Origin of the sequence: Ensifer sp. Root954, assembly GCF_001429005.1 — a bacterium.
GTDB lineage: Bacteria > Pseudomonadota > Alphaproteobacteria > Rhizobiales > Rhizobiaceae > Ensifer > Ensifer adhaerens.
The window spans coordinates 220,200-245,607 of sequence record NZ_LMJM01000027.1; the positions used below are offsets into that span (position 1 = coordinate 220,200).

Annotated in this window: 21 protein-coding genes; 12 read left to right on the forward strand and 9 right to left on the reverse strand. The window is 63.2% G+C overall.

Features of this window, described 5'->3' with window-relative positions; translation table 11 throughout:
* Positions 1–125: 125 nt before the first annotated feature.
* Positions 126–1,547: a class II fumarate hydratase gene (fumC, locus tag ASE71_RS22985; protein ID WP_089044142.1), complete on the reverse strand. Its 1,422-nt coding sequence runs from the start codon at positions 1,545–1,547 to the stop codon at positions 126–128.
* Positions 1,548–2,027: 480 nt separating this feature from the next.
* Here fumC and ASE71_RS22990 point away from each other — a divergent pair, with 480 nt between their 5' ends.
* The gene (locus ASE71_RS22990; protein ID WP_060520684.1) at positions 2,028–3,917 is read left to right on the forward strand and encodes a L,D-transpeptidase family protein; all 1,890 of its coding nucleotides are present in this window, start codon (positions 2,028–2,030) and stop codon (positions 3,915–3,917) included.
* 40 nt (positions 3,918–3,957) lie between these two features.
* On the opposite strand, the gene ASE71_RS22995 is transcribed toward ASE71_RS22990, so the two are convergent.
* Positions 3,958–4,632, reverse strand: a complete 675-nt coding sequence (locus ASE71_RS22995) for an HAD family hydrolase (protein WP_060520787.1) — start codon at positions 4,630–4,632, stop codon at positions 3,958–3,960.
* A gap of 223 nt (positions 4,633–4,855) precedes the next feature.
* Here ASE71_RS22995 and rpiA point away from each other — a divergent pair, with 223 nt between their 5' ends.
* The 3 genes from rpiA (at position 4,856) to gor (ending at position 7,799) form a co-directional block, all read left to right on the forward strand.
* A complete protein-coding gene (gene rpiA / locus ASE71_RS23000) occupies positions 4,856–5,551 on the forward strand; it encodes a ribose-5-phosphate isomerase RpiA (protein ID WP_060520685.1) in 696 nt (231 codons plus the stop codon).
* A gap of 119 nt (positions 5,552–5,670) precedes the next feature.
* Positions 5,671–6,219 carry a DUF2059 domain-containing protein gene (locus tag ASE71_RS23005; RefSeq protein ID WP_060520686.1) on the forward strand — a complete coding sequence of 183 codons (549 nt, stop codon included), beginning with the start codon at positions 5,671–5,673 and terminating at the stop codon, positions 6,217–6,219.
* 191 nt (positions 6,220–6,410) lie between these two features.
* Positions 6,411–7,799 carry a glutathione-disulfide reductase gene (gene gor / locus ASE71_RS23010; RefSeq protein WP_060520687.1) on the forward strand — a complete coding sequence of 463 codons (1,389 nt, stop codon included), beginning with the start codon at positions 6,411–6,413 and terminating at the stop codon, positions 7,797–7,799.
* Positions 7,800–7,805: 6 nt separating this feature from the next.
* On the opposite strand, the gene ASE71_RS23015 is transcribed toward gor, so the two are convergent.
* Positions 7,806–8,669 carry a LysR family transcriptional regulator gene (locus ASE71_RS23015; protein WP_060520688.1) on the reverse strand — a complete coding sequence of 288 codons (864 nt, stop codon included), beginning with the start codon at positions 8,667–8,669 and terminating at the stop codon, positions 7,806–7,808.
* Between the two features lie 153 nt (positions 8,670–8,822).
* Here ASE71_RS23015 and ASE71_RS23020 point away from each other — a divergent pair, with 153 nt between their 5' ends.
* The 3 genes from ASE71_RS23020 to ASE71_RS23030 all read left to right on the forward strand — a co-directional run bounded on the left by ASE71_RS23020 (position 8,823) and on the right by ASE71_RS23030 (position 11,411).
* Positions 8,823–9,086, forward strand: a complete 264-nt coding sequence (locus tag ASE71_RS23020; protein ID WP_060520689.1) for a hypothetical protein — start codon at positions 8,823–8,825, stop codon at positions 9,084–9,086.
* 367 nt (positions 9,087–9,453) lie between these two features.
* The gene (locus ASE71_RS23025) at positions 9,454–10,827 is read left to right on the forward strand and encodes a class II 3-deoxy-7-phosphoheptulonate synthase (RefSeq protein ID WP_034795289.1); all 1,374 of its coding nucleotides are present in this window, start codon (positions 9,454–9,456) and stop codon (positions 10,825–10,827) included.
* Between the two features lie 185 nt (positions 10,828–11,012).
* Complete coding sequence (locus tag ASE71_RS23030; RefSeq protein ID WP_060520690.1) at positions 11,013–11,411, forward strand: GFA family protein; 399 nt, start codon at positions 11,013–11,015, stop codon at positions 11,409–11,411.
* A 3-nt stretch (positions 11,412–11,414) separates the two neighbouring features.
* Here the strand turns inward: ASE71_RS23030 and ASE71_RS23035 are convergent, their stop codons facing one another.
* The 5 genes from ASE71_RS23035 to ASE71_RS23055 all read right to left on the reverse strand — a co-directional run bounded on the left by ASE71_RS23035 (position 11,415) and on the right by ASE71_RS23055 (position 17,548).
* On the reverse strand, positions 11,415–12,332 hold the full coding sequence (locus tag ASE71_RS23035; RefSeq protein ID WP_060520691.1) for a hypothetical protein: 918 nt from the start codon (positions 12,330–12,332) through the stop codon (positions 11,415–11,417).
* A gap of 183 nt (positions 12,333–12,515) precedes the next feature.
* Positions 12,516–14,249: a TadG family pilus assembly protein gene (locus tag ASE71_RS23040; RefSeq protein WP_244496924.1), complete on the reverse strand. Its 1,734-nt coding sequence runs from the start codon at positions 14,247–14,249 to the stop codon at positions 12,516–12,518.
* A 1-nt stretch (position 14,250) separates the two neighbouring features.
* Positions 14,251–14,673, reverse strand: a complete 423-nt coding sequence (locus tag ASE71_RS23045) for a TadE/TadG family type IV pilus assembly protein (RefSeq protein ID WP_034795083.1) — start codon at positions 14,671–14,673, stop codon at positions 14,251–14,253.
* Between the two features lie 282 nt (positions 14,674–14,955).
* Positions 14,956–15,504: a DUF1003 domain-containing protein gene (locus ASE71_RS23050; protein ID WP_034795080.1), complete on the reverse strand. Its 549-nt coding sequence runs from the start codon at positions 15,502–15,504 to the stop codon at positions 14,956–14,958.
* A 115-nt stretch (positions 15,505–15,619) separates the two neighbouring features.
* Positions 15,620–17,548 (reverse strand): LTA synthase family protein, encoded by a 1,929-nt coding sequence (locus ASE71_RS23055; protein ID WP_082566473.1) that lies wholly within the window; start codon positions 17,546–17,548, stop codon positions 15,620–15,622.
* Positions 17,549–17,816: 268 nt separating this feature from the next.
* On the opposite strand from ASE71_RS23055, the gene ASE71_RS23060 reads away from it, so the two are divergent.
* The 5 genes from ASE71_RS23060 (at position 17,817) to ASE71_RS23080 (ending at position 24,331) form a co-directional block, all read left to right on the forward strand.
* A complete protein-coding gene (locus tag ASE71_RS23060) occupies positions 17,817–19,499 on the forward strand; it encodes an NAD+ synthase (protein ID WP_060520694.1) in 1,683 nt (560 codons plus the stop codon).
* A gap of 3 nt (positions 19,500–19,502) precedes the next feature.
* Positions 19,503–19,838, forward strand: a complete 336-nt coding sequence (locus ASE71_RS23065; RefSeq protein ID WP_060520695.1) for a hypothetical protein — start codon at positions 19,503–19,505, stop codon at positions 19,836–19,838.
* Between the two features lie 24 nt (positions 19,839–19,862).
* Positions 19,863–20,690 (forward strand): TolB family protein, encoded by an 828-nt coding sequence (locus ASE71_RS23070; RefSeq protein WP_060520696.1) that lies wholly within the window; start codon positions 19,863–19,865, stop codon positions 20,688–20,690.
* 165 nt (positions 20,691–20,855) lie between these two features.
* Positions 20,856–22,592, forward strand: a complete 1,737-nt coding sequence (locus ASE71_RS23075) for an ankyrin repeat domain-containing protein (RefSeq protein WP_060520697.1) — start codon at positions 20,856–20,858, stop codon at positions 22,590–22,592.
* A 236-nt stretch (positions 22,593–22,828) separates the two neighbouring features.
* A complete protein-coding gene (locus ASE71_RS23080; RefSeq protein WP_060539317.1) occupies positions 22,829–24,331 on the forward strand; it encodes a diguanylate cyclase domain-containing protein in 1,503 nt (500 codons plus the stop codon).
* Between the two features lie 26 nt (positions 24,332–24,357).
* Here the strand turns inward: ASE71_RS23080 and ASE71_RS23085 are convergent, their stop codons facing one another.
* Positions 24,358–25,377 (reverse strand): LacI family DNA-binding transcriptional regulator, encoded by a 1,020-nt coding sequence (locus ASE71_RS23085; protein ID WP_060520699.1) that lies wholly within the window; start codon positions 25,375–25,377, stop codon positions 24,358–24,360.
* Between the last annotated feature and the right edge of the window lie 31 nt (positions 25,378–25,408).

Here is a 25,408-nt window from a genome sequence, read left to right on the forward strand (position 1 = left end):
TCTTAATATTTGCCGCCGTCGCGCCGCCGCATCATGACCGATCACGGCAGATTTTGCCGATCGACAGTGCGTTCGCGACATCAAAGCCACGGCGCCTTGGAGGCGCCGTGGTGTATCAAAATGGATCAGGCCGGGCTGATCATTGTTTCCGGACGAACGACCGCGTCGAACTCTTCGTTCGTCACATAGCCGCCGCCGACTGCTTCTTCGCGCAGCGTCGTGCCGTTCTTGTGGGCGGTCTTGGCGATCTTGGCGGCGTTGTCGTAGCCGATCTTTGGAGCAAGCGCCGTCACCAGCATCAGCGAGCGGTCGAGTGCCGCCTTGATGTTGTCTTCGCGTGCCTCGATGCCGACGACGCAATTGTCGGTGAAGGATACGGCCGCATCGGCCAGCAGCTGTACCGACTGCAGGAAGTTGTAGGCCATCAGCGGGTTGAAGACGTTGAGCTCGAAATGGCCCTGGCTGCCGGCGAAGGTGAGTGCGGCGTGGTTGCCGAACACCTGGACGCAGACCTGGGTCAGGGCTTCGCACTGGGTCGGGTTGACCTTGCCGGGCATGATCGACGAGCCAGGCTCGTTTTCGGGCAGCGACAGTTCGCCAAGACCCGAGCGCGGGCCGGAGCCGAGGAAGCGGATGTCGTTGGCGATCTTGAAGAGGGCGGCGGCTGTCGCATTGATCGCGCCATGGCTGAAGACCATGGAATCATGGGCGGCGAGCGCTTCGAACTTGTTCGGCGCCGAGGTAAACGCGATCCCGGTGATCTTGGCGATCTCTTCGGCGACCTTTTCGGCAAAGCCGACAGGCGCATTGAGGCCGGTACCGACGGCCGTGCCGCCCTGGGCGAGTTCGCAAAGGCCCGGCAGCGTCATTTCGATGCGCTTGATCGAGGAGGCGACCTGCGCCGCGTAGCCGGAGAACTCCTGGCCGAGCGTCAGCGGCGTCGCGTCCTGGGTGTGGGTGCGGCCGATCTTGATGATGTGGTCGAACGCCTTGACCTTGGCTTCGAGCGCCTTGTGCAGGTGCTTCAGCGCCGGCAGCAGGTCATGGATGACGCGCTCGGCGCAGGCGATGTGCATGGCCGTCGGATAGGTGTCGTTCGACGACTGGCTCATGTTGACGTGGTCGTTCGGATGCACCGGCTTCTTCGAGCCCATGACGCCGCCGAGCAGTTCGATGGCGCGGTTCGAGATCACCTCGTTGGCGTTCATGTTCGACTGCGTGCCGGAGCCGGTCTGCCAGACGACGAGCGGGAAATGGTCGTTGAGCTTGCCGTCGATCACTTCCTGGGAAGCCTTGACGATGGCATCGGCGACGGTCGAATCCAGCCGGCCGAGCGCCTGGTTGGTGCGGGCGGCCGCCTGCTTGACGATGCCGAGCGCCCGGACGATCGAGGCCGGCTGTTTTTCCCAGCCGATCTTGAAGTTGCCGAGCGAACGCTGGGCCTGGGCGCCCCAATAGCGGTCATTTGCCACTTCGATGGGGCCGAACGTATCTGTTTCCGTGCGCGTCGATGTCATCGTGATACCTGCCTTGATCATGCGGTTCATCAAGCCTGGGCGAGGGGGCGTGTGGCCGATCTCTCCAGGGTGCCGGGCCTCTCTCTGCCCCGACGGCTGGAGCTTGTAAAGGGGCGGTCCATGGCTGGCCATGCTACAATCGTTTGAAACCCCTTGGGCGTGGCGGGTGCATGCCGCGTCACCGTGATTCGGTCCTTGCCGGGCGTTTGGCGGCGTTGTGATGTTTCGGTCACAGACGCCATCTTCTTTTCCAGCGCCGATCGCCGGCCGCCGCCCGTGCCAACGCGCGCACCGAAATAAAATCCAGTGGGATCAAATTTTTATCGCTCGCTGAACGTCCTGCAAATGAGGCGTTGGGGAGATTCTAAACGGAGGTTCGAGGACGATCGTTATCGGCGCGTTTCCTTTTCATTCACCATCCTTTTCTATAACTTTTAGCGCACGAGGGCGTGGCGAGAATCTGGCTTCAGCCGAATTCGGCGACAACGCGATACGGGGACGTAGTTTCATATGAGAGTTCTTAAGACGGCAGCGATCGTGGCGCTCATGAGCGGCTGTGCGATCGCGACCATGGACGCGCGGCCGGCTTCGGCCTTCACGTTCGGCGATTTCATTCGGGCAGGCAGAAAAAAGCCCGAGGCGCAGCAGGTGCAACCGACCCAGCCGCTCCCCGGCGTCGGCACGATGGCTGACCCGCAGCAGGCGGCCAAGCCGCTGCCGAAGATCACCGGCCCGAAATACTATACCTACAAGGCGGAGCCGCTGCGTCGGATCGCAACCGACAAGCTGCTCGATCCCTTGGTCACCGGCTCCGTGCGCAACGACGCGCTGCCGCCGGTGCTGCGCATGCCGCTGGCTGACGCGCGGCAGTTCCTTCCCGGCATCGATGTGCGCGCCTCGGGTGACGTCGCAAAGGCGGTCGAAGCCCATTACGGCGCCCGCATGGATTACATCTGGATTGGCGCCGAAGGCGTCAACGCCAAGGCGAAGGCGGCGGTTGCCGTTCTTGCCGACGCCGCCAAGGTCGGCCTCGATCCGCAGGATTATGCCGTCAGCGTGCCCTCCGATACGTTCGATCGCGGCGACATGATCGCCCGCGAGAAAGAGCTTGTGCAGTTCGAGATCGCGCTTTCGGCAGCGACGCTCAGCTACGTGCAGGATACGGTGCGCGGTCGCATCGACCCGAACAAGATCTCCGGCTATCACGACTTCAAGCGCAAGACGGTGGATCTGCTGCCGCTTCTCGACAAGATGTCGGCAAGCAGCGACATGACCGCGCTTCTCAATGAGCAGAACCCGAAGAGCGCGCAATTTGCCGCTCTCTCTGCAGAACTGGTGAAGCTGCGCTCCGAGCAGAGCGTCGAGCAGCGCGTCGAAATCGCGCCCGGCACGCTGCTGAAGCCGGGTCAGAGCAATCCCGAGCTCGCCAACATCATCGCAGGTATCCGCCTCAAGGGCTCGGAGAAGCTGAAGGCCGATCATGCCACGGTTCTTGCCGCCTACCAGGGCACGCCGGAATACACGCCGGAGCTGGTTGCTGTGGTGGAGGCCTTCCAGCAGGAGCACGGGCTCAAGGCCGACGGTGTCGTCGGCCAGGCGTCGCTTCGCATCCTGACGGGCGGCGACACGGTCGCCTCCAAGATCAACAAGCTCGAAATCGCCATGGAGCAGGCGCGCTGGCTGCCGGATGGTCTCGGCGACCGCTACGTCTTCATCAACCAGCCGGCCTTTACCGCCACCTACGCCGACAAGGGCGCCGAGCAGTTCTCCATGCGCGTCGTCGTCGGCTCCAAGGCGAACCAGACCTACTTCTTCCAGGACGAGATCCAGACGGTCGAGGTCAACCCCTACTGGGGCGTGCCGCAGTCGATCATCGTCAACGAGATGCTGCCGAAGCTCAGGAGCGACCCGAACTATCTCGACCGGATGGGCTACCAGGTCGAGGTCGGCGGTCGCCCGGTCCCGTCCGCATCGGTCAACTGGAACGGCTCGACCGCATCGGTTGCCGTGCGTCAGCCGCCGAGCAGCGACAATGCGCTGGGCGAGTTGAAGATCCTGTTCCCCAACAGTCACGCGATCTACATGCACGACACGCCGTCGAAGAGCTTCTTCAAGCGTGACAATCGCGCGCTCAGCCATGGCTGCGTGCGGCTTGCCGATCCGCGCCTGATGGCGGCGGCCGTGCTCGGCACCAGCGTCGACGATGTCGGCCAGGAGATCGCCGGCGGCCGCAACAAGGCGCTGCAGGTCCCGGTGAAGGTTCCCGTCTACGTCGCTTACTTCACGGCTTGGCCGAACAAGGACGGCGTGGTCGAGTACTTCAACGACGTCTATGAGCGCGACATGTATATGAACCGGGCCTTCGAGGCGACGCGCGGCGCACGCCGGGCGGAAGGATAAGCAAGAAAAAGGCCGCTTCGAGCGGCCTTTTTCTTGTCTTCTATTGGGAAAACAGGCCCGAGACCAGATCCGGGGTCAGTTCGTCGAAGTGGCTGATGACAACGGTGGGGTCGAGGCTTTCGACCGGAACATCGGAATAGCCGAAGGGAACGGCGATCGAGGGTACCTGAGCATTGCGGGCGACGAGGAAGTCGTTGAGGCTGTCGCCAACCATCACGGCGCGGGTCGCCAGGCCGCCGGCATTGGAGACCGTGCGCAGCAGGTGGGCAGCATCCGGTTTGCGCACTTCGAAGGTATCGCCTCCCGATATCGCGGCGAAGCGCTCGATCAGGCCGAGCCGTTCGAGCAGACGCGTGGCGAGCTTTTCCGGCTTGTTGGTGCAGACCGCGAGCTTGAAGCCGGCGCCGGATAGGCGGTCGAGCGCGTCGACCAGGCCCGGATAGGGCAGCGAATCGCCCGGCATCGAGCCGTGGTAGAAATCGACGAATTCCTTCAGCTGCCATTCCAGCATGTCTTCGGCCAGCGGCTTTTGCCGCATCGCAAAGGTGCGCTCGATCATGGCGCGGGCACCATGGCCGACGAGATGGGTGAGGTCGCCGTAGGTGACCGGCTCGACGCCGGCCTGGGTAACCGCATGGTTGAGGCTGGCGACCAGGTCTGGCGCCGTGTCGACGAGCGTTCCGTCGAGATCGAAGACGACAATGGGAGAAGACAAGGAGAAAACCTCTTGGCGCTGAAAACCGTTGTTGATCGGGTAGGCGAACTCATCGGCGATTGCAATGGCAAGCGGCGCCGGCAAGCACACGGAATCCTGAGTGCCGATTTCATTTTGACTTTTGTTTGCGTCGTCGGGCGTGTAAGTGTCACAGCGGAAAACGGGCGGCCGTTCGCTGATTGCGGCCTGCTGCCCGTGCGAATCACAAGGGAGCGACCGGCGCATGGACGCCCGCGAAATGAAGATCAAAGCCGCGGCCGCGGCGCTGGAATATGTCGAAGACGGCATGCGTCTCGGCATCGGCACGGGTTCCACGGCCGAGGAGTTTGTGCGGCTCCTGGCCGAGAAGGTTGCAGCGGGATTTCGCATCGAAGGCGTTCCCACCTCGGAGCGCACGGCGCGGCTCTGCCTCGAACTCGGTGTTTCACTGAAGTCGCTCGACGAGCTGCCCGAACTGGACCTGACGATCGACGGCGCCGACGAGGTCGATGTTCAGCTGCGTCTGATTAAGGGCGGCGGCGGCGCGCTGCTGCGCGAAAAGATCGTTGCGGCTGCGTCCAAGCGCATGATCGTGATTGCCGACGAGACGAAAGTGGTCGACGTTCTCGGCGCCTTCAAGCTTCCGATCGAGGTCAATCCTTTCGGTCAGGTGGCAACCCGGATCGCGATCGAAAAGGTTGCCTCGCGCCTCGGACTTTCCGGCGATATTACTGTCCGCCAGTCCCATGACGGCGCCTTTCTGACGGACGGCGGGCACCTCATTCTCGATGCATCTTTTGGCCGTATTCCTGATGCAGATGCGCTCGCCGGGGAGCTGAATGCCATTCCCGGCGTCGTCGAGCACGGGCTTTTCATCGGCATCGCTTCGCTGGCAATCATTGCCGGGCCGCAAGGGGCACGCACGCTGACTGCGTCCTGAGCCGGCTTCGCTGCCCCGTCAGGGGCAGGAGCGGTGAAGACAACAGGTTTCCATACATGCGGGCCTGGCGGCGGCAATCGCCCGGGCAGCATGCGACAAACACAGGAGCAAGGGTAAAAATGAACAAACTCGCAGGTCTTGTCCGCACTTTCGCTGCCACCGCGGTTCTGCTGTCCGCGTCCGTTCCGGCGGTTAAGGCCCAGGACGTCTCCGAAGACCAGCTCAAGGCGGCGCGCGCGACGATCGCTGCTCTCGGCGTAACCAACAGCTTCGACAACATTCTGCCGAACCTTGCCGAGCGCCTGAAGAACACGCTGATCCAGGCATCGCCGAACCATCAGGAACTGATCACCGCGACCGTCGACGATAAGGCGCTGAGCCTTGCCGCCCGCCGCGCCGATCTCGAGAACGAAGCCGCGACGATCTACGCCAAGACCTTTTCGCTCGAAGAGCTGAACGCGATCACCGAGTTCTACAACTCGGCCGCCGGCAAGAAGCTCCTGAACGACGGCCCGATCGCATCCCGCGAACTCCTGAAGGCCGCCGACATCTGGGCATCGGGCGTATCGCGCGACCTGACCCAGGAAGCGACCAAGTCGCTCGACGAGAAGGTCGGCTCCACCCAGCCGGCAGCAGCCGAAGGTGCAGTTCAGGCGCCGGCACAATAAGCTGCGGCGCCGAGCGCCTTCATCACGTTTCGAGGAGCCCGGAGCGATCCGGGCTTTTCTTTTGCCCGGAGGCTCCACTATATGTGCCTGCGACGCGGCCATCGGCTGCGCCCGGTTGCGTGTCGGCCCAGGATCGTTCGGCGCGCTTTTCAGATCGCCATTTCGGCCCGCTTGCTTTCAGGAGACTGCCCATGCCCGCTTTCGACTATGACCTTTTCGTAATCGGCGGCGGTTCGGGCGGCGTGCGCAGCGGGCGCCTGGCGGCAAGCCTCGGCAAGAAGGTCGCGATCGCGGAAGAGTTTCGCTATGGCGGCACCTGCGTTATCCGCGGCTGCGTGCCGAAGAAGCTTTATGTCTACGCGTCGCAGTTTTCCGAGCACTTCGAAGATGCAGCGGGCTTCGGCTGGACGGTCGGCGAAAGCACGTTCGACTGGAAGAAGCTGGTCGCCGCCAAGGAGCAGGAAATCACCCGGCTCGAAGGGCTCTACCAGAAGGGCCTCAACAATGCGGGCGCCGAAATCCTGCATACGCGCGCCGAGCTCGTCGGCCCGAACACGGTTCGCCTGCTCGACAGCGGCAAGACGGTAACGGCCGAACGCATCGTCATTGCCGTCGGAGGTCATCCGACCCCGCATGACGCGCTGCCCGGCCACGAGCACTGCATTTCCTCCAACGAAGCCTTCGACCTTGCGGAACTGCCGAAGTCGATCCTGATCGCCGGCGGCGGCTACATCGCCGTCGAGTTCGCCAATGTCTTCCACGGCCTCGGCGTCGAGACGACGCTGATCTATCGCGGCAAGGAAATTCTCTCGCGGTTCGACCATGACCTGCGCCGCGGGCTGCACGTCGCGATGGAGGAGAAGGGCATCCGCATCCTTTGCGAGGACATCATCCAGTCCGTCACGCTCGACGCCGACGGCAAGCGCGTCGCGCACACGATGAAGCACGGCGACATCGTCGCCGACCAGGTCATGCTGGCGCTCGGGCGTGTGCCGAACACCAGAGGTCTCGGCCTGGAGGCCGCCGGCGTCAAGACGGACGAGCGCGGCGCCATCATCGTCGACGCCTTCTCGCGCACCAGCGCGCCCGGCATCTATGCGCTTGGCGATGTGACGGACCGCGTTCAGCTGACGCCGGTCGCGATCCATGAGGCGATGTGCTTCATCGAGACCGAGTACAAGAACAATCCGGTGTCGCCGGACCACGATCTGATCGCGACTGCCGTCTTCTCGCAGCCGGAAATCGGTACTGTCGGTCTGACCGAAGAGGAAGCGGCGCGCCGGTTCGACGAACTCGAAGTCTACCGCGCCGAGTTCAGGCCGATGAAGGCGACCCTTTCGGGCCGCAAGGAAAAGATGATCATGAAGCTGATCGTCAATGCCGCCGACCGCAAGGTGCTTGGCGCTCACATCCTTGGCCATGACGCTGGCGAAATGGCGCAGCTGCTCGGTATTTCGCTGAAGGCCGGCTGCACCAAGGACGATTTCGATCGGACGATGGCAGTGCACCCGACGGCGGCGGAAGAGCTGGTAACGATGTATTCGCCGTCCTATCGCATCCGCAAGGGCGAGCGGATCTGAGCCGCCTCAGGCGGAAGCTCCTGCAAACCGCGCCTCCTCGCGTTTGAAAAGATCGGCGAGGCGATCGATGACCGTCCGGACTTCCGGACGGCGCCGGTCGTCGTCGTTTGCCGCGATCCACAACGGATGCGTCAGGCCCTCGATCAATTCGCCTTCGCGCTTCAGGAATGGATCACCTTCGCCGACGAAGGCGGGCAGGACGCCGCGGCCGGCGCCATTGCGGATCAGCCGCACGAGAAGGGCGGCACTGTCGGTCCACGTATGGATCTGCTGCTCGCGGTTTTCAAAGACCCATTTTTCAGCCGGCGAGCTGGCAACTTCGGTGCCAATCGATATCCAGGGAAAGTCCTCGCGCTCCGGCATGTTGCCGGCGCGATAGACGGCATAGGCGATGTTCACCGAGCGGCGCACTGCCACGTTGCCGGAGCGGGGCTGTTCGTACAGGACGGCCACATCGGCCTCTCTGAAGGTCAAGTCGAGGCCGCGATGCGCATGCTTGCAGCAGAAGCGAAAGCCGTCGCCCGAGCCGCGGATGTCGGTTGAATGATCGGCCACGAAGCCCGCGACCCAGGCGTCGCTTGCGACCGAGACGATCGGCAGGGCGAAGGCGTCGCGGTGCCAGTCGGAGATATTTGCGGCGGCATTCCGCATGGCACGGACATGTTCGAGCAGGATCTGGCCATCGTGGGCGAGGCGGTAGCCTTGCTGGCTGCGGATGAAGAGTGCCCTGCCGGTCGCTCGCTCGAGCGCGAGCATGCGGCGGCCGATGGTCGGCGCGCTCAACCCCGTTCGCGTGGCAGCCCCGCTCAAGCCACCCTCGGTCGCAACGTGATAAAACAGTTTCAAATCGTCCCAGGCTGCCTCGGCCATAAGCACTCCATGGCGGTCATTGTCTCGTAGTAGCGCGGGTCGTCCGCCCTGACTTCCGTTCGCGGATGAAAGACGTCTTTCAACGGTGCGCCTACAACGCTGCCGGCGAAGACATTAGGTCTCCGATTGTCTCAAGGCAAAGGAGGCGAGACCATGTTTGAACATTGGGCGGTCATGTGGACGGTTCTGCAGCGTGAACGTCGCCGCGGGTCACGCAACGGCTTGGATGATCCGCTCGACGGACCGGAGTGGCGTGGCCTGCACTGGGTGCTGCCGGCCTTCTCTTTTCTGCTTAACCGGCGCAGATCGGACGCGCGCTTGACGCGTTCCGATGCGCCACACACCGAACGCACAGGCGCGCGCTGGGACGTGAGGGCCAGCCATTGCCGGCCGCAAGCCGCCGGGCACGATCGCTGAACAATCTGTCGCCTATCTTGGCGGCGGCTGTAGCATCAGGGATGCCACCTATCCCATTGAAACTGCGCATCGTTCTTTCGATATAGGGAGCAGGACTTTCGGGATCGTGCGCTCCGCGGAAATATCGTTGCGCCCCGGGCGCCCTGCAAAGCAATGAATTCTGGTAGGATGGCTTTCCAAGCGTTTCCTTAACGTCTATAAGCCCGCATTCCGCGGCGTTTCCGGCTGGGCGGGCACGAGGCTTGGCCAAGTGACCGGGGCAGGGCGAGCGGATGTTGAGTGAAATTTCAGAATACCGGGCGGCCGCCATTGGCCGTCAGGGCGTGACCCGCGCGGTTGGATCCGCGGCAGACAACAGGTGATCGAAATGGCACAGACTTGGACTCCAAACAGCTGGCGGCAGAAACCCATCCAGCAGGTGCCGGAATATCCGGACCTGGCAGCGCTTGAGGCGACCGAAGCGCGCCTCGCGAAGTATCCGCCGCTGGTGTTTGCGGGCGAAGCCCGTCGTCTGAAGAGTGCCCTCGCCAATGTCGCCGAAGGCCGCGGCTTCCTGCTGCAGGGCGGCGACTGCGCCGAGAGCTTTGCCGAGCACGGCGCTGACACGATCCGCGACTTTTTCCGCGCCTTCCTGCAGATGGCCGTCGTTCTGACGTTCGGTGCACAGCAGCCGGTGGTCAAGGTCGGCCGTATCGCCGGCCAGTTCGCCAAGCCCCGCTCCTCGGGTATCGAGAAGCAGGGTGACGTGACGCTTCCGTCCTACCGCGGCGACATCATCAACGGCATCGAGTTCACCGAGGAAGCGCGCATTCCGAACCCGGAACGCCAGATCATGGCTTACCGCCAGTCGGCTGCGACGCTGAACCTTCTGCGCGCGTTTGCGATGGGCGGCTATGCCAACCTCGACAACGTGCACCAGTGGATGCTCGGCTTCGTCAAGGACAGCCCGCAGGCGGAACGCTACCGCAAGCTCGCGGACCGCATCTCCGAGACCATGGACTTCATGAAGGCGATCGGCATCACCTCGGAAAACCACCCGAGCCTGCGCGAGACCGATTTCTTCACCAGTCACGAGGCGCTGCTGCTCGGCTACGAGCAGGCGTTGACGCGCGTCGACTCGACCTCGGGCGACTGGTACGCCACGTCCGGCCACATGATCTGGATCGGCGACCGTACCCGCCAGCCCGACCATGCGCATATCGAATACTGCCGCGGCATCAAGAACCCGCTCGGCCTCAAGTGCGGTCCGTCGCTGACGGCCGATGGCCTGCTGGAGCTGATCGACCTTCTGAACCCGGCCAACGAAGCCGGCCGCCTGACGCTCATCTGCCGTTTCGGCCATGACAAGGTGGCCGAGCATCTGCCGCGCCTCATCCGTGCGGTCGAGCGCGAAGGCAAGAAGGTGGTCTGGTCCTGCGACCCGATGCACGGCAACACGATCACGCTCAACAACTACAAGACCCGTCCGTTCGAGCGGATCCTGTCGGAAGTGGAGAGCTTCTTCCAGATCCACCGCGCCGAGGGTTCGCACCCGGGCGGCATCCATATCGAGATGACCGGCAACGACGTGACGGAATGCACTGGCGGTGCGCGTGCGCTTTCGGGCGACGATCTCGCCGACCGTTACCACACCCATTGCGATCCGCGCCTCAACGCGGACCAGGCGCTGGAACTCGCCTTCCTGCTCGCCGAACGCATGAAGGGCGGCCGCGACGAGAAGAAGATGGTCGTCAACGGCTGATCTAAATCTCTGGCATTGTTCAGGTTTTCTGAACGTCGCTTCGATGCTTTGAATTTGACAATGCCGGGCCGGCTCTGGAAGCTGGCCCGGCATTTTCGTGTCTGGAGCAGGGCGCGGCGCGGGCTGTCGCTTGCGGCGGCACGCTCCATGGCAGGATCGAAGGGTCATGAACTTGGGGAGGGGCAATGCAGGACATTCATCACGGGGGCTGCCTTTGTGGCACCATTCGCTTCAAAGCGCGCGGCGAGCTGCGCGAACTGATCTTCTGCCACTGCAGCCAATGCCGGAAGCAGACCGGGCTCTATTACGCCGCCACCAACGTGCAGGACCAGGACTTCGAGCTGAAGGGCGCGGAAAACGTAACCTGGTACAGGGCCAGTGACAGCGCCAGCCGGGGCTTTTGCCGTCAATGCGGGTCAGCGCTGTTCTGGAAGGCGGACGGTTCGGATTACACCTCGATCCTCGCGGGCGCCTTTGACAAGCCGACGGTGCTGAAGCCGGGCTACCATATCTTCTGCGAAGATCAGGGCGATTTCTACGAGATCAAGGACGACCTGCCGAAATTCGCAGCCGGCCGCGTCTGAGGTTCAGGCCGGCGGGTTTGCCGCCTGTCGCTCGGCCTGTTCGAAGCCGTTGGCAAGGCCGGCAAGCTTAACTGCCTGCCATTGGGAATATTCATCGATCAGCCGCTCACTCAACCAGAACAGGCCGCGCTGCCCCTCATCGGCTCTTCCAAGCAAGCCCAGATCCTGGGCCCGCGTGAAGATGCGCCGGATATGGGTGTTCGAGATCATGTAATGCGTGGCGAGATCCGAGAGGTTCGCCTCCAGCCAGACTTTGCCATCCACAGGCTCAAGGCTCTTCGGCCGCGCCATGAGATCGTCGAGCAGGAGGCCACCGCACTCGGTCCAGACGAAAGCCGCGACACCTTCCGGCGGCTGGGTCCACCGGCGATCTGAAAGCAGCAGGCGGGCGGCGATCGGCTGAGCCCGTTCGAAAACCGTGCGGTCGGCTTCGACGCGGGCGACACGGCCCTGGCCGTCGAAGCGATCGAGCGTTCCCATCTGGCTCATGAACCAGCGCAGCATGGCGCCTTCGCTGATTTCCGTCGGCTCTAGCGGACGGATCTTCTTGCGACCCCGGCCGCCCTCCGCGTCGCGCAAAAGCTTGTAGGTCAGCAGTTCGGCGATGAAGGCAGCAGCGGTATTGCGGCTGGCGCCGCCGGTCTCATGGATGAACTTGAGAAGGCGGGCGGTCGTAACCCCCGTTTCGGGATTGCCGGGCTCACGCTCAAGGTGCAGGGCGTAGACGGCCTGGCTGAGGGTCCATTTCTGGTGGGAGGCGACAAGGCGAGCGATGCGGGGAAACATGTCGTAGGCCGCCATCAGATCGCGCGCGCTCGCCTGGAGCACGTTGCGTAACTCCGGATGACAAAGAAAACCTTCCGCGGTGAAGGCGAGCGAGCCATCCCGCGCAGCGCCTTCCTGCTCTGCCATCACATGCATCTGCTGCGCACACCCCCAATGCTTGCGCAGCCCGCCAAGTGAAGGGCACTCTCGGTGCCCCGCCGGCCAGCCGCGCTCAGCTGCATTCCTTTTACTAGGGCTACCTTGTGCATAACGTGTCAGCAACCGAATTTGTTCAACGGGGCGTTGACGGTGGCCGTCGAACGACCCGTTTGAACGGGTCTACTGCACCAGGACCGGCGACTGGCACTTGACGCCGGTGACGCGGACATCGGCCTCGCCGACCCGTACGCCGACGAGCAGCAGAAGGTTGTAGAGCAGATCGTCGACCGGCTTGGTGACGGCTCCGAGCGTTTGGGCCAATGCCTGCTGCACGATGGTCGGGCTGCCGAGCGTCAGGAACAGGACCTGTATGTTCAGGTCGAGATTGTTGAGGAGCGTTTGCGTCGTCGAGGTCAGGATGTCCTTGGTCGACACCGTCTTGATCGACCGGGCCGCGACCTCGGACGGGCTGAAGCTCAGGCGCGTCGGCTTGAGGTTTTGCGCCTCGACATGGGCCAGCGCATCGATCTTGACCACCAGGGCGTCCACGAGTTTGGCTCTTTGAACCCGCGCGTCTGACGAGAAGTTGGACAGGACCGCCGGATCGACGTCGCCGATGGCGATTTCGGCAATGCCGGGCACCGCATCGACGCTGACCGAAGCATTTTCGGGCGTGCCGCCATAGCACCTGATGTCGGCGAGCTTGGCTTCCGCATAGGCGAGTTCGACATAGATCGGCAGTCGGATGCGAATGCCGGCAAGGGCGGCCAGGCCATCGACGTTGACTTCGACGGCAAGGCGGGTCTGGGCGGTGCGTATTGCTGCGCCGGGCGTGCCGAGGCGGTGGCTTGGCGTTTCGACGGGCGGCTCGCCGATCGCAAGCTTGACCTTGGCAGATGCGATCCCCGGAAGGCCGGCCACGGCATTGAGGGCGATCTGGTTTTCGCCATTGGCGATGGCTGCAGCCGCCGACACGATCTGCAGCGCGCTTACGCGCATCGCCCAATCGGAGCCGGCGTCGACCTGCAGGCTCTTCTTCGGATCGAGGTTGAGGATCTGCGCCAAGGTGAAGGTGCGCTTGTCGTTCGAGGTCGAAAGCTCGATGCTCTTGAGTGCGGCCGTGACCGTTCCGGACAGGCCCTGGACGAGCCGCATGGAGGCAAGCAGCTGCGGCATCGTCAGGTTTGCCTTGAGCACGTCTTCATAGGACGCAGCCGTCAGGTTGAGCCTGGTCGCAATGACCTTCAGGAAGGGCTGGATATCGATATCGGCGTCGATGAGCGCCTGGTAATCCATGACCTTGAGCGAGATCGTCGTTCCGAGCATCTGCCCGAGGATGGAGTTGAGCAGCCCATCATTGAGGCTTGCAAGACGGGAGCCTACGGAGAAGGCCGCGATCTTCGAGCTCGCCGCGGTGCCGTAGACGCTGAGGTCCGGCGGGGCGCTGAAGATCGAGGCGAGGAAGATGTCGCCCTTCCTTTCGAGCATCACCTGCACGGCGTCCGTGGGCGTGGCGTCCTTGATGAAGCGCTGGCCGGCATCGACCGACGGATCGGGGACGTAGCGCCCGCGCGTTACGGTCGCGACGCCATCAAGCTTGGCGGTGCTGATGTCACCGGGCGGCAGGGTCTTGCCGTCGATGGTCAACAAACCGTTCGGCGTCGATACGCCGTAGTTCAGGCCATTGTTGGCGAAGTGGTTGAGCACGGCCTTCTCGGCGGCGGAGACGTTGGCCGCTGCCGCGATCGCAGCGAGATCGACCGAAGACTGCATTTCACGCTTCTGGACGGTTAGGTAGCCGTAGTCGATCGCAAGGGCCATGGACGTGATCACCAACGGCATGGCCAGGGCGGCCGAGATACCGATATTGCCGCTACGGGCTCGGGCGAGGGAGCGCATGGGTTTCCACAGCATATCAGACCCCTCCGATGCGAATGGTTGCGAAGCGCTCGATCTGTTCGCTCGGCATGGCGAATGTGAACAGGTTGAAGATCGGCAGGTCGCCGGCGTCGTATTTGATCCGGACGGTGAACTGGTTTGCGTTGTTGGCGTCGTCCCTGACGGTGACGGTCATGCGCGACGACTTGATGAAGGCCTGATCCATCGTCGTGCGACGGATATAGTCGGTCGCGAGCCGTTCACGCTCGGTTTGGGAGAGGCCGGCGATGGCTGTGCGGGCGGCATCGGCAGCAATCTGCTGAATGGAATGGGCGGCACTGAGATAGACGCCATAGGCGATCAGGGTCAGCACGCACATGAAGAAGAGTGGTGCTATTATTGCAAATTCGATCGCAGCGGCCCCGTCCCGGCCGCCTAACAGGCGCTTGAAGTTGGACATTGCAGCATCTCCGCGTACCCACGTTGCTGTATTTCTCGAATGTCCCTGCACCCATAACGTGATCCTCAAATATTAATTTTTTCATACTCTGATAAGTTGTTGAATCCCATTGAATTTCGCCAATGTTGCAAAATGTGTATTCACAGTTGAATTAGTATTTATGAAAATGAGCTAGTTTTCGCCTGTCGCGGCGGCTGCGCGCGCCCGCGTCCGGGCGCCGGATCCGCGCGAGGGCAGGCTTGCGTATCGCCAGCGCATCGTCCCGGTTCGGCCGGGGTCCGGTCACTCCTGTCCGGGGGGCGTGCGATAGCGTTCGAGCTGCCGGTTGAGCGTCGCCAGGTCCGCGCGCAATTCGGAGATCTCGCGCAGCAACACGTCGTCGACCTTGTGATGCAGCGCGATCAGTTCGACTTCCGACTTCAGATTGACTTCGTAATCCTTCGAGGCAGCGAAGCGGTCGCGCTCCGCCTGGCGGTTCTGCGACATCATGATGACCGGAGCCTGCAGCGCGGCGAGCATCGAAAGCATCAGGTTGAGGAAGATATAGGGGTAGGGATCGAAGGCGCCGGTGGCGAGCAGAATGGTGTTCAGCAAAACCCAGAAGACGAGAAAGCCGCAGAAGCCAATGATGAAGCTCCAGGAGCCGCCGACGCGGGCGATGTTGTCTGCGAGCCTGTCGCCGAAGGAGAGCCGTGCCGTGAAGGCGGCATGTGAATCGGTGGCGAGCGTGCGTCGGTCCCGGGCATGGGTAAGAATGCGGCGCTCGATCTCTCCGAGCTCGCTGAGCGGCTTGCCGAAAAGCTGTTTCGATATGTCATTGAAGTGCGGCATGGCGATCTCCGGAGTTGGCCGGAGACAATCTAGCGCGTCAGCGCCGCAAGGAAATCAGGCGGTACGCGAAAATGCCGCAAGGACCGGAGCGGTTGCTGGCCGCTCCGGTCTTCGATCAGTGGGTTTCGACGCTGGCGAAGAGATCAGCGTGTGACTTGAAGAACCGGTCGGTCGAGAAGCGGTCGCCGAACATCATGTCGTGTTGCAGGAAGCGGTAGTCACGCAGGAGTGCCGGCACCTTCGGCTGGCGCGACCACTCGGCGACTTCCTTGCCATTCTTGCGGATCAGCATGTAGCGGTCGACGACGCGGTACTGGTCATACACCTTGCCGAGGAAGCCGGTGTAGTAGGGATGCTCGTAACCGGACTGCTTGAGGATCTGGTAGGAGAGAAAGGCCGGGCTGATGGTGCCGACGCTCTTCTTCGGGCCAGTCTTGTTCGACCAGACGACGAGCGGCGTTTCATGCTGCGCCTTCATCTGCTCCTTCGAACCTTTGCGCTCCGCCGTCACACCCTTCATGAAACCGGTGCTGGTATAGACGGTGTTAAGCGGCGGCAGATGGTCGCCAAAAAGCACGATAACCGTTTCGCGATCGCGGTTCTTGGCCCAGTCCATCAGCTTCTTCAGGCTGTCGTCAGCCTCCTTGATGCCCTGCGCGTAGGTGGCAAGCACCTGGCGGTCGGCCTCGGGCAGGTCGCCTTCGACCTTGATGGTGTTGTTGGCGTAGCGGTTGGCCTCATAGGGGCCATGGCCCTGGAGTGTGACGGCGAAGAAGAAGAACGGGTCGTCCATCGCGTCGGCCTGGCGGATGATCTCGTTGGTCAGCGAGTCGTCCGAGGCGAAGATGCCGCGCTTCTGCATCGGTGGCATGTTCTCTTCCGACTTGAACATGTCGAAGCCGAAGGCCTTGTAGACGGCGGTGCGGTTCCAGAACCAGCTCTGGAACGGATGGATGGCGCGCGAGACGTAACCTTCGCCACGGAAGAAGGTGGCAAGCGACGGGATCGGATTGCGGATGTACTGCTGGTACGGGATGCTGCCGTAAGGCAGGAACGCGTTGGAGAAGCCGGTCAGCGCCTCGAACTCGACGTTGGCGGTCATGCCGCCGAACTCCGGCGAGAAGACGTTGCCCGACTGCATTTCGCGGATCGTCGGCATCGGGTCGGGCGACAGCTTGACGTTCGGCAGGCGGGTCGGATCCCAGAAGGATTCGCTCATCAGCACGATGACGTCGGGCTTGCCGCGGTGCGAGGTGCCGGCGGGAAGCGGCTTCACCGGAATGCGGTCGATCGCGTCGGCCATGTAGCCGGCGGGCGCGCTGACATTGGCCATCGGCAGGTTGATCGCAAAGGCGAGCGCAAAGCCGTTGTGCTTATAGTTCTCGGTCTGGTCCCACATGATCGGGATGACCTTCAGGCGATCACGGATCCAGGAAAACTGGTTGTAATCCATGATGTTCCAGAAGGCGACGAGCAGCGGCAGCGCGAAGGCGAGGCGGGCGACACGCTCGCGGGTCGTCAGCTTCGGGAAGGTCCGCCAGGCAAAGCGCAACAGAAGGGCGATGGCGACGACGGTGGCAACCAGGCCGACGGCGATGCCGAGCGCCGTCCACGGACGGTCCTTTACCAGCACGGGCATCAGCTCCATGATCTGGCGGCCGAACAGGAAGTCGGTCGGATAGAGCGGATCGGACAGGAACACCTGCTTCTGCTGGCAGATGACGGCCGGCAGAAGGGCGAGCGGCGCGATCACCACGGCGGACTTGTGCTCGCGGCCGAAAATACCGTCGACAGCGAGCAGAATGAGAAAGAATATGCCGATGGTCGTCAGCGCCGGGCGCGTCGGGTCGAGGACATAGGAAAGGGTGTCGGTCAGCGACTGACGGACGATCAGTTCAACGGCGAAGACAAGGGCAGTTGCAACGAACAGGGAGAACAGGGCGCTGCGCGTGGAAGCGAGCGTCTTGGCGTGCCGTGCGGCGAAGCCGGGTCGGTCGGCATAGACACGTGAGCCTCGCGCGACAGCGGAATCGATACTGGCCAACATATTCTCCAATTTCATAAATGCGTCGTGTAACTGTCATACGCCCGTCATTTTGAACAGGGGATGAATGGTTTCTTAACGGGAATGGAGGGTGGCTTTTCGTGGCGTGAAGCCGCACGAACGGCCCAGTATAAGGACCGGGAAAAACAGAAGTTTTCGGTTTTTTTCGCGTGGCTGCGATTGGCTGTGGGTATTTTCCCGCAGATTGCGCTAAAGAACTTTGCGAAAGTCAGATGCAATCGTTCAGGACAGACCGACAGGCCCGCTCATGACCGCCCATAAAAACGCCCCCTCGCTCCTTCGTATCGCCGTTGCCCAGCTCAATCCGACCGTGGGCGACATCGCCGGAAACCTGGCCAAGGCGCGTGAGGCGCGCGCCGATGCGGCGCGACAGGGCGCCGATCTCCTGCTTTTGACGGAGCTGTTCATTTCGGGCTATCCGCCGGAAGACCTTGTTCTGAAGCCGGCCTTTCTCAAGGCCTGCCTCCAGGCCGTCGAAAAGCTGGCCGCCGAAACGGCCGATGGCGGCCCGGGCGTCATCATCGGCTTCCCGCGCCTGTCGAAGACCGGCCGACATAACGCCGTGGCAGTACTCGACGATGGCAAGGTGATCGCGATCCGCGACAAGGTCGATCTTCCGAACTACGGCGAGTTCGACGAGAAGCGCGTCTTCGATCCGGGCGAGATGTTGGGACCGGTCAATTTCCGCGGTGTGCGCATCGGCATTCCGATCTGCGAGGACATCTGGGGCGATCTCGGCGTCTGCGAGACGCTGGCCGAAAGCGGTGCTGAAATCCTGCTGTCGCCGAATGGTTCGCCCTATTATCGCGGCAAGGTCGACGTGCGCCATCAGGTCGTGCTGAAGCAGGTGATCGAGACCGGCCTGCCGATGATCTATGCCAACCAGCTCGGCGGCCAGGACGAACTGGTCTTCGACGGCGCCAGCTTCGCCTTCAACACCGACAAGTCGCTCGCCTTCCAGATGAGCCAGTTCGAAGAGGCGATCTCGATCGTGGAGTGGAAGAAGGGCGAGAGCGGCTGGCATTGCGAGCACGGCCTGAAGTCGCGCCTGCCGGAGCGGGAGGAGGCGGATTACCGCGCCTGCATGCTCGGCTTCCGCGATTATGTGAACAAGAACGGCTTCAAAAATGTCGTGCTTGGCCTCTCCGGCGGTATCGATTCCGCCATTTGCGCAGCGCTCGCCGTCGATGCGCTCGGCGAGGAGCGGGTGCGCACGGTCATGCTGCCCTACCGCTACACCTCGCAGGAATCGCTGAAGGACGCCAAGGAATGCGCCGAGGCCCTCGGCTGCCGTTACGACATCGTGCCGATCTCCGAGCCGGTCGAAGGGTTCCTCAGCGCACTCTCCGATACGTTCGAAGGCACGGAATCCGGCATCACCGAGGAGAACCTGCAGAGCCGCACCCGCGGCACGATCCTGATGGCGATCTCCAACAAGTTCGGCTCGATGGTTGTGACGACAGGCAACAAGTCGGAGATGTCGGTCGGCTATGCCACGCTCTATGGCGACATGAACGGCGGCTTCAACCCGATCAAGGACCTCTACAAGATGCAGGTCTATGCCATCTCGAGCTGGCGCAATACCACGGTTCCTCCGGGCGCGCTTGGTCCTTCCGGCATCGTCATTCCGCAGAACATTATCGACAAGGCGCCTTCGGCCGAGCTTCGTCCCAACCAGACGGACCAGGATTCGCTGCCGCCCTATCCGGTGCTGGACGACATTCTCGAATGCCTGGTGGAAAAGGAAATGGGGACGGACGAGATCGTCGCCCGCGGCCATGACGAGGTGACCGTTCACCGGGTCGAGCATCTGCTCTACATCGCCGAATACAAGCGCCGGCAATCGGCGCCGGGCGTCAAGATCACCAAGAAGAACTTCGGACGCGACCGCCGCTACCCGATCACCAACCGCTTCCGCGACCGGGGCTAGGCGATGGATATCCTCTCCGAAGAGACGGACGGCCGACAGGGCCGTCCAGATTTTACGGACGAGGAAATCCGGCTCCTGCGACTGTGGTCGGCAAGCGACGTTTCCGCCGGCCGGCAGCTATCGGCGCAGATCGGCTATTTCGCGACGCCTGCGATCTTTGGGGTCTATGGCCTTGCGACCGGAAGCCTCACCGTCGTCGGCGTTGCCTTCATCTGCATCCTGCTCCTGCTGGCCTGGGGTCTGGTCACCACCTGGCGGGACCGACGCGATTCCGTTCTGATGCAATCGGTCTGTTCCAAGGTTCTGGCGACCCTGCCGGCGGGTGAAGACAAGAAATAGCGGCCTCGTCCGGGAGAGAAGAGCATGCGGAGTTCCGTCGAGATCCATGACATCGCAACAGGTGAAACGCGGGTTGTCTGGCAGACGGACCGGCTGGTCGAGGCACCGAACTGGTCGCGGGACGGCTCACATCTGATCATCAACGGTGACGGCAGGCTCTATCGGCTTGGCCTTGATGGTTCCGAACCGGTGGAGATCGATACCGGTTTTGCGACGCTCTGCAACAACGACCACGGCCTCTCCCCGGATGGCATGACGATCGCGATCAGCGACAAGACCGAGTTCGGGAAATCGGCGATCTACCTGCTGCCGGTCGAAGGCGGCACGCCGCGGCTCGTCACCCGCAACCTGCCTTCCTATTGGCACGGCTGGTCGCCCGACGGGAACACGGTGACCTATTGCGGCATCCGCGACCAGGTCTTCGACATCTATACGATCTCCGTCGACGGCGGCGAGGAGCGAAGGCTCACCCATGGGGAGGGCCGCAACGACGGGCCCGATTGGTCGGCAGACGGCGAATGGATCTATTTCAACTCGAGCCGTACCGGCCAGATGCAGATCTGGCGGATCCGCCCGGACGGCAGCGACGTCACGCGCATCACCGACAGCCCCTATGGCGACTGGTTTCCGCATCCGTCGCCTGACGGTAAGCACCTGCTCGTGCTTTCCTATGACGGCGACGTCTTCGATCATCCGAGGGATCTCGATGTCCGGTTGCGGCTGATGGACCTGGACGGCGGCAATGCCCGCATCCTGTTCGAGCTCTTCGGCGGGCAGGGAACGATCAACGTTCCCAACTGGGCGCCCGCGGGCGATCGTTTCGCCTTCGTCCGCTACGAACCGGAAAGCTGACCGCGCTGGACAAGTATATCGAGGCCATGCTAGCGATGAGGTCGTTCGCAGGGCGCATCCGATCCGCGGGAAGGGCAAGGCCCACCTGTTTCACTGAACTTGGTTGCCACACCTCTTTTCAGTCTGTGGGCGCGGATACCGGACGTGAATGAAAGGAGGTCTTTCATGATCACGCGCGATCTTTCCGCGAACATTACCCTCGATACGATCCGCAAGCAGGCCAAGGCCCTTTTGAAGGCCGTCAAGGCTGGCGATGTCAGTGCAAGACAGCGGGCGCTTCCCTATTTCTCCGAACCGACCGCAATGGGCCTTCAGGATGCCCAGCTGGTGCTTGCCCGCGAATTCGGCTTTGCCAGCTGGACGCGGCTGAAGCGGCATCTGGAGAAAGCCGAGACCGGCACGCCGTCGACCGAACAGGTCGCAAACCGCTTTCTCGCTCTGGCGACAGTCTCCTATTTCGGCGACGTCGCTGCCGATCCCGAGCGGTTCGCTCAGGCACTCGACCTTCTCAAGGACCATCCTGAGATTGCCGGGGACAACATTCACGTGGCCGCTGCGCTCGGCGACGCCGCGGCGATCGACCGCTTTCTCGATCGCGACCCGAAACTCGCAGAGAAGCGCGGCGGTCCGTTCGACTGGGAGCCGTTGCTCTACGCCGCATATGCCCGCGTTCCCGGCCGCTCGTCGCTGCCGGCGGGCGCCCGCCTGATTGCGCGCGGGGCCGATCCGAACGTTTACTGGCTCGACGACGGCCAGTATCGTTTCACGGCTTTGACCGGCGTCTTCGGCGAGGGCGAGGCGGGACCGGAGCGGCAGCCACCGCACCCGGATTGCCTTGTCTTTGCGCGGCTGCTGCTTAATGCCGGTGCCCGAGCCAATGACAGCCAGGCGCTCTACAACCGGATGTTCGAACCGGACAATTCCTGCCTCCAGCTGCTTCTCGACCATGGCCTTAATGCCGACGACCGCAACAACTGGCTGGTGCGCAACGATGGCGGCCTGGTCGAAAATGGCGAACGCGTCTTCGACTATCAGCTTGCCTGGGCACTGGAAAAACGCATGTCCGATCGCGTCCGGCTGCTTGTTGCGCACGGCGCCGACGTCAATCGCCCGATCAAGGGGCGCACGCCCTATCAATGGGCGGAGCTCGGCGGCGATCCGGCACTGGCACAATACCTCGTGTCGCGCGGCGCGACCGAAGCACCGCTGGAGGATGTCGACCGGCTGGCCCGTGCCGTTGGGGAAGTGAAGGCCGACGAGGCGAGGGAACTTGTCGATAGGGATCCGACACTTGTCACTCGAACGCAGGCCGCACACCCCGCCATCCTGCACGAGGCGGCGGGTGAGGACCGGCATGACGCCGTGGCGCTGATGCTCTCGCTCGGCTTCGACGTCAACCGCATGACCTCGCGCACGCCGTTGCACGAGGCGGCGCTGCATGGGCATGTCGCGATGGCGAGGCGCCTGCTCGATCACGGCGCCGATCCCTTGGCCCGCGACCCCTACCATCATGCACCGCCGATCGGCTGGGCCAAATACAACGGCAAGGACGCGATGGTCACTTTCCTGAAGGATCAGCCGCTCGACATCTTCGCAGCTGCGTCCTTTGGCGTGGCCGCGCGCCTCTCCGACATCCTCGACCGGCAGCCGGATCTGATCGAAACGCCGTTCGGCACGTTCCGCGGGCGCGGCAGGCCGGAGCCACAGCACGACTGGATGACGCCGCTTGCCTTTGCCGTGATCAACGGGCAGGCAGGAACGGTGCGGCTGCTTCTCGAAAGGGGCGCGAATGCACGCGTGCGCGATGGCGCCGCCGGCCCGTCGATACGCGATCTTGCCCTGGAGCAAGGCAATGCGGAGATCGTCGCCTTGCTGCGCGCTTCGGCGGCCGCCCCGCAATAGGATGCGCAGAGGGAGGCGCGGGCAGTCGCCCGCGTTCTCCTGATCCCCGCTGCGACCGCTGATTGTCGGGCGATTCAGCCGGTTGAAATCGTTAAGTATTTTATCACCAGCTTATTTAAGCCAAACTTCGATTTTGGTCGCTAGGGTGCCGGCAGTATCGGCTGCCATCGTTGCGCATCGCACCTCCACAAGTGCTAGTATGCCCGGCAGGGCCGGTACGGACGAGGGGGACTGGCGTGGTGGAAAAGGCGTTGCGGCAGGCAAAACGGGACAAGACGGTCTGGGCAATCCATGCCGCCTGTACCTTGGTCGCGGTCCTGATCATTGCAAGCCTCATCTATGTCCTCGACCGGTCCGTCACGGAGGCCGATCGCTTCGGCCTTTCGGCCGAGCGTCGGCTTGTCGCAAACGAGCTGCGCCACCAGATGGATGCGGTCGTTCAGTTCCAGGCGCAGGTGTCCTTCTGGGACAAGACCTACGAGGAGCTGGCGACGGGGCATGTCAGCGACAGTTTCGTCGCCGACGAGCTTTCGGGCTGGCTTTGGGAAGACTACGGCTTCTCCTGGATCATCTTCACGGATCCGGCCCGCACCGTTTCGACGGCGCTCAAGGACGGCGCATCGGTTCCGGCAGAGGTGGCCCGCGTGCCGCTCGACGAGGTCGACGATCTCGTAGACGAAGCCAAGCGCCGCTACGATAATGCGCTCAGGAACAACGACGGCACCTACAATCTCGATGTCACGACGCCGGATGCGCAGTCCGTGATGCCGGCCGTGCCCGGCATCCACGCGGTGGACCTGCGCGAGATCGGCGGGCGCATGAGTGTTGCCGTGGTGCAGGCGGTCATCCCCGAGACATTGGTGGTTCCGGCGGAACGGCGCGATCCGGTGCTGATGGTCGCCGTTCGGCCGGTCACGCCGAAAATGACGCGCGAGATCGCGGCGCGGCTGGGCATTCGCGGGCTGGCCTTTGTTCCGCTCAACGAGCGGCCCGCAGGCAGCGCCTATGCGTCCGTCGGGCGCTGCTCCGATTCGTCTTGTCTCGTGGCCGCCTGGGTGCCGAAATCGCCCGGTGGGTTCGTCCGCGCGGAGCTGTTGCCGAGCGTCATTATCATGGCGATCGTCGCAGCACTGCTGATGGCCTTCGTGGCGCTGCGGTTCTCGACGCTCTTTGCCGCCCTGCAGCAGAGCGAGGCGCTGAACCGGCACCTTGCCAAGCACGATCGCCTGACGGGGCTGATGAACCGCAGCGGCTTCGACGACATGCTGGCGGCGGCCCTGTTGCGGGCATCGACGCATCCGTTCACGCTCGTCTATGCCGACCTCGATGAATTCAAGGAGGTCAACGACCGCCACGGCCACGCCGCCGGCGATGCCGTGCTGGTGGCCATGGCCGAACGCTTTCGCAACCGGGCTGGCCCGAAGGGCACGGTCGCGCGGCTTGGGGGTGACGAATTCGCGGTCATTCTCGGCGATTGCAGCGAGGCCGACGCCCGCAGCCTGACGGCCGGCCTGATCGCGGACGCGCAAACGCCGGTCGCTTTCGAGGGCCAAATGCTCGTCGTCGGCGGCAGCGCCGGCATCGCCTTTGCGCCGCGGCATGGCCTGACGGCGCGCCAGTTGCTGCTGGCTGCGGACGAAGCGCTCTATCTGGCCAAGCGGCGCGGTCGCAACCGCTTCGAAACGGCGGACGACATGGTGTTACCGGCCGAGAAGAACGACGGCCAGTCGGCGGCCTGAACGCTACCCGCGGATCGGCAGCAGCGTTACTCCGGAACATTGTAGGGCGTGATCACCACCACGGCGGAGAGCTGCGGGCCGATTGCCGGCGCCTGGGCGCCGGGCCTCAGCATCATCGTGCGAAAGGCTGTGCGCGCATCGGTCCTGAGGTCGTGATGCAGCACGAAGTGAATGCGTCGTTCGCGCAGCAGTGCCAGATTGTCCTCGTCGAGATCATGGGCGATGTAGAGCGCGCAGTGACGCTCGAGGCGCTCGAAGGCTGCAAGGACGGAGCGGTTGCCGCCACCGATCGAATAGGCCGCGTTGATATCGGGATTGGCCGAGAGCGCCGCGTGAGCCAGGCGGCCGGTTTCGCTGTCGCGGCCGTGGCCCTCGCTGATCTCGACGATCCGGATTGCCGGATAGCGCTCGCGCAACACCCGGCGAAAGCCGATCTCGCGTTCCTCCTCACCACGAAAGCGGCCGCTCGAAAGGGTCACCAGCACAGTTGCCGGCGCGCCGGAAAAGCGCTCCCCGAGGAGGTAGGCGGCCGTTTCGCCCGCCGCCCGATTGTCGGCGCCGGCATAGGCTGTCCGCTGGGAATGGGGCAGGTCGGTTACCAGCGTCACGACGGGCGTGCCGCCCATCTCGAAACGGGCGACTGCGGCGACGATCTCGGGCACGTCCGGCGCCTTCAACACCAGGCCGTCGGTCCCGCGCAGCCGGATTCGGTCGAGCAGTTGCACGATCTCCTGTGGGCGCATCGTCTCGGCGAAGTGGAACCGGCAGCGAAAGACGGTGGGCGCGAAGGTCATCGCCTCGCTCTCGAAGGCGCGACGCACCGCATCGGTGAAGCGTTGTGGCGACTCCATGACGATATCGATCGCAAACTTGCACCCCTGGATGTCGAGGCCGGCCTGCTGCTTCTCCAATTCCTCGATGGCTGCGCGAACCCGGGCCTCCGTCTGGCGGCGCACGCCCGGCCGCTCGTTGAGCACGCGATCGACGGTCGCGGTGCTGAGCCCGGCCTGAAAGGCGATGTCCTTGACCAGAAACGGATGGGCCATCGCCTTGCTCTCCTGATGGATTTTTGATGGA